The sequence below is a fragment of the Methylomagnum sp. genome (assembly GCF_054333355.1).
In genome coordinates this window covers 1-4,327 of record NZ_JBTEKS010000368.1, presented here as the reverse complement: position 1 = coordinate 4,327, position 4,327 = coordinate 1, and the positions used below count along the sequence as shown (strand labels likewise).

At 61.1% G+C, this 4,327-nt stretch carries 4 protein-coding genes and 1 pseudogene; 1 reads left to right on the top strand and 4 read right to left on the bottom strand.

The features are described from left to right. From obgE to ACXWUF_RS19400, 4 genes and pseudogenes are all read right to left on the bottom strand, one after another. Positions 1 to 448 (bottom strand): annotated as a pseudogene (gene obgE, locus ACXWUF_RS19415) (GTPase ObgE); the annotation flags it as partial. A 189-nt stretch (positions 449 to 637) separates the two neighbouring features. Beyond that, complete coding sequence (rpmA, locus tag ACXWUF_RS19410; protein ID WP_458496233.1) at positions 638 to 916, bottom strand: 50S ribosomal protein L27; 279 nt, start codon at positions 914 to 916, stop codon at positions 638 to 640. An 18-nt stretch (positions 917 to 934) separates the two neighbouring features. Then, positions 935 to 1,246: a 50S ribosomal protein L21 gene (gene rplU, locus ACXWUF_RS19405; protein WP_458496232.1), complete on the bottom strand. Its 312-nt coding sequence runs from the start codon at positions 1,244 to 1,246 to the stop codon at positions 935 to 937. Positions 1,247 to 1,329: 83 nt separating this feature from the next. After that, complete coding sequence (locus ACXWUF_RS19400; RefSeq protein WP_458496231.1) at positions 1,330 to 2,631, bottom strand: hemolysin family protein; 1,302 nt, start codon at positions 2,629 to 2,631, stop codon at positions 1,330 to 1,332. Positions 2,632 to 2,886: 255 nt separating this feature from the next. Here ACXWUF_RS19400 and ACXWUF_RS19395 point away from each other — a divergent pair. Continuing rightward, positions 2,887 to 4,327 (top strand): peptidylprolyl isomerase (locus ACXWUF_RS19395; protein WP_458496230.1); only part of this gene is annotated, 1,441 nt, incomplete at its 3' end.

Here is a 4,327-nt window from a genome sequence, read left to right as displayed (position 1 = left end):
GTTTCTCGCCCGGCTTACCGGGCGTGAATTGGCGCGGGGCGCGATTGGTGCTGCTTTTGAAGCGGGTATTGCCGAGCCCATGCCAGCCGCCCTTAGCGACTAAGAGGGTTTGGCCTTCTTGGGTCAGGTCGCCCAGCTTCTCGCCGGTGTCGGCGTCGAACACCTGGGTGCCGGTCGGGACGCGGACGATACGATCTTCTCCGGCCCGGCCCGTACAATCGCCGCCCATGCCGTTCTGGCCGCGCTCCCCCCGGAACACGGCGAGGTGACGGAAATCCACCAAGGTGTTGAGGTTCTCGGAGGCAACCAGATAGACGCTGCCGCCGTCGCCACCGTCGCCGCCGTTGGGGCCGCCGAACGGGACGAATTTTTCACGATGAAAACCGACGCAGCCATTGCCGCCGTCACCGGCCTCGACTCTGATTTTTGCTTCGTCAACGAATTTCATAGCAGGATTCAATGTAGGGCGGGCATGTGCTCATGCCCACCAGAATGCTGGTCGATCCATGAATTTAGTAGGCATGGGAATATGCCCACCCTACCATTTTAAGGTCAGCGCGATTCGATGAAGACAAAAAAGCCCCGTCACTGACGAGGCTTTTTCAGATTCTCCGCTGGGGAAGAACGGGGCGGCGCGTTAAGCCTCGGCGGTGGTCGCCGCGACCGGCACGATATTCACGTACTTGCGCTGAAACGGGCCTTTGACCCTGAATTCGACGTGGCCTTCGGCGGTGGCGAACAGGGTGTGATCCTTGCCGATGCCGACGTTCTCGCCGGGGTGGAAGGGGGTGCCGCGCTGCCGGACGATGATGCTGCCAGCCTTGACCAACTCGCCGCCGAAGCGCTTGACGCCCAGGCGTTGGGCATTGGAGTCGCGACCGTTGCGGGAACTGCCGCCTGCTTTCTTATGAGCCATTGTGGGTGCCTCGCTGGATTAAGCGGAAATGCCGGTGATTTTGACTTCGGTGTAGTTCTGGCGATGACCGGCCTGCTTCATGTAGTGCTTGCGCCGACGGAACTTCACGATCTTAACTTTGGGGTGGCGGCCATGGGCCGTCACGGTGGCGGTGACTTTGCCGCCTTCCACGTAGGGCTTGCCTACCTTGATGCTGTCATCGGACTGGACCATGAGGACTTTGTCGAACTCGACTTCCTGGCCCGCGTCGGCCACCAGGGTTTCGATTTTCAGGACTTCGCCCTCTGTGACCCGGTACTGCTTGCCGCCCGTTTGTATTACCGCGTACATATCTAAAGGCTCCAACGGAGAAAACTGGAAAACCCGGAATGATAGCCGGGTCAGCCCGCCACGGTCAAGTTATTGATTTTCGCTCACTGTTCATCCAGCGGTTCATCCGGGGCGACCAAAATCTTATCGACCCGGTTCTTGTCCATGTCCACCACCTCGAAGCGCAGCCCGTCCCAATGGAAATGATCGGCGGCGCGGGGCACATGGCCGAGCTGCAACATGACAAAGCCACCGATGGTGTGGAAGTTGCCCGCCGCTTCGTCGGGCAATTCCTCCACATCAAAAAGCTGTTTAAACTTCTCGATGCTCAAGGTGCCATCCAGCAGCCAAGAGCCGTCATCCCGCTGCACGGCGTCCGATTCCTCGCCGGTTTCCTCCTCGGAAGGGAGGTCGCCGACGATGGACTCCATCACGTCCTTGAGCGTCACCAGCCCGGCGATTTCGCCGTACTCGTCCACGACCAGGGCCATGGCGGTCTTGGAGCGCTTGAATTCCTCCAGCACCTGCATCGGACTCAACGACTTGGGAACGAAATGGGCGGGCCGCATCGCCGCCTTCAATTCCATCCGCTCGTCGTTCAACGCCCGGCGCAGCATGTCCTTGGCCTGGGCGAAGCCGATCACGTTGTCGAGTCCGCCCTTGCAGACCGGCGCGATGGAATAGGGGCTGTCGATGAGCTTCTGGCGGTTGTCCTCGATGGAGTCCTTCACGTCCAGGAAGAAAATATCCATGCGCGGCGTCATGATGGCCCCGACCCGTAGCGCGTCGAGGCGCATCACGTTGGAGACCATTTCCTTCTCGCTCTTGTGGAACACGCCCGCCTCGGTGCCCTGGTCGATCATCAGCTTGATTTCCTGCTCCGTCACCAGGGGTTCGTCCGGCTTGCGGGCGCGGAGCAGCCACAGCACCAGATCAGTGGATAAGCTCAGCACTTTCACCAACGGATAGGCCACGACGGATAGCAGGTTCATGGGCCGGGCCATGAGCGTGGCGATTTGCTCGGGCCGTTGCAGGGCCAAACGCTTCGGCACCAGTTCGCCAATGATGAGCGAGGCATAGGTGATGCCCATGACCACGATGGTCAGCGCGAGTCCACGGCTATAGGGTTCGATCTCCGGGAATTGGGCCAGGAACGCGGCCAGCTTGCCGGACAGCGCCGCTTCGCCGTAGGCGCCGCTGAGGATGCCGATGAGGGTGATGCCAACCTGGATGGTGGACAGGAAATGGCTGGGTTCGTTGGCCAGCCGCAGGGCGATTTTGGCACTGGCGACGCCGTCCTCGGCGGCTTGTTGCAGGCGGATTTTGCGGGCGGACACGATGGCGATTTCCGACATCGCGAACAGGCCGTTCAGAACGAACAGGCAGGCTAGTATGAGAACTTCCATTCAGGGGATGGGGGTGGTGGACTGGAAGGGCTAGAGTAGCGAATCCGGGGGGGCGATGCAAAAGCGGGACAGCGTTGAGCCGGGAATCCCGTCGCGCTGGCCGTGAACCGTTCGTTTGGCAAACCGGAAAGGGGTCGGCTGGGCGGCATTGTTGGCGAAATGGGGCAAGGGGTAGAATCGCCGCCCTTAGTACAGCAGCTCCAAACCGGCCATCGGTTTTCCTGCCCGTGCCCCTCTCCATCCTTTGGTTAAGCCATGCGTAAATCACTCCTAGCCCTGCTGACGATTCTGACCACGTTGTTCATTTCACCGGCCTGGGCTGGTTTTACGTTTGTCACCGTCGAGACCAATCTCGGCGCGTTCACCCTGGAGCTGAATGGCGATAAGGCGCCCATCACCGTGGCGAATTTCCTGACGTATCTCGGCGAAGGGTTTTATCAGGACACGATATTTCACCGTTCGCCGAAGAATTTCGTGGTGCAGGGCGGCGGCTTCGACCGAGCGGCCAGTTTCACCAGCCCGACTCAGAAACCCACCCACCCGGCCATCGTTCTAGAGTCCAACAACGGGCTGAGTAATCTGCGTGGCACCATCGCCATGGCCCGCACCAATGTTGCCAACTCCGCGACCTCCCAGTTTTATATCAATGTTGTGGACAACAAATTTTTGGACTACGCAAGTAGCGCGAGTCCGGGATACGCGGTGTTCGGCAAGGTCGTGGACGGCATGGCGGTAGTGGATGCCATCAATGCGTTGCCAGTGGCTAAAAATATTATCAAAGGGGCGTCGACAGTGTTTCAGGACATGCCCATCCTTGATAGCCAAAGCACGCCACCTGTGCCTGTGTATGTCAAGGGCATGAGCTTGCCGTTGCCAGTCGCCAATGCCGGGCAGGATTTCACCGTCGAAAGTGGCACCGCCGTGACCTTGGACGGCTCCGCCAGCAACGATTCAACACCCGGCCAAACCCAGCCGCTCACCTACCAATGGACTCAGACCGCCGGGCCAGCCGTGACCTTCAGCGGTGGTGCGAATGTGGCGAAGCCCAGCTTCACCGCGCCAACGGTCGCGGCGGACACGGTGCTGAGCTTCCAACTGGTGGTCACGAATGGCAGCGGCAACGCCAGCGCCGCCCCCGCCACAGTGAATATCACCGTGAAGGCACTAGCCCCGCCAGCCGCCGACGCGGGGCAGGATTTCGCCGTCGAAAGCGGCTCCGTCGTCACCTTGGACGGTTCCGCCAGCCGCAATCAAAATCCCGCCGACCGCTCGCCGCTGGTCTACCAGTGGACCCAAACCGCCGGGCCGACGGTGGATTTGAGCGGCGTATCGAATCAGGCGCGGCCCCTCTTCACCGCGCCGACGGTCGCGGCGGACACCGTGTTGAGCTTCCAAGTGGTGGTCACGAGCGCCAGCGGCCAAGCCAGCGCCAGCCCGGACTCCGTCAATGTCACGGTGAAAGCCCCGGTCAGTCAGCCCAAAGACCCGAATCTCCCGGATTGTTCCGGTGCCATTCCCAGCCGGGACAGCCTGTGGCCGGCCAAAGCCGGTTGGGTGGCCGTGGCCATCGGCGGCATCCAGGGTCCGGCGCAATTCGCCCTCAAGATCGACCGCGTGCTATCCGACGAGCCGGTCAAGCACAAGGCCACCAAGGACACCACCGGGCCGGACGCCAAAATCCGCCGGGGCAAAGCCA

Bases quoted from the DNA above. Each gene is read 5' to 3' on its own strand.
- rplU (WP_458496232.1), bottom strand. From the start codon at position 1,246: ATGTACGCGGTAATACAAACGGGCGGCAAGCAGTACCGGGTCACAGAG.
- ACXWUF_RS19400 (WP_458496231.1), bottom strand. From the start codon at position 2,631: ATGGAAGTTCTCATACTAGCCTGCCTGTTCGTTCTGAACGGCCTGTTC.
- rpmA (WP_458496233.1), bottom strand. From the start codon at position 916: ATGGCTCATAAGAAAGCAGGCGGCAGTTCCCGCAACGGTCGCGACTCC.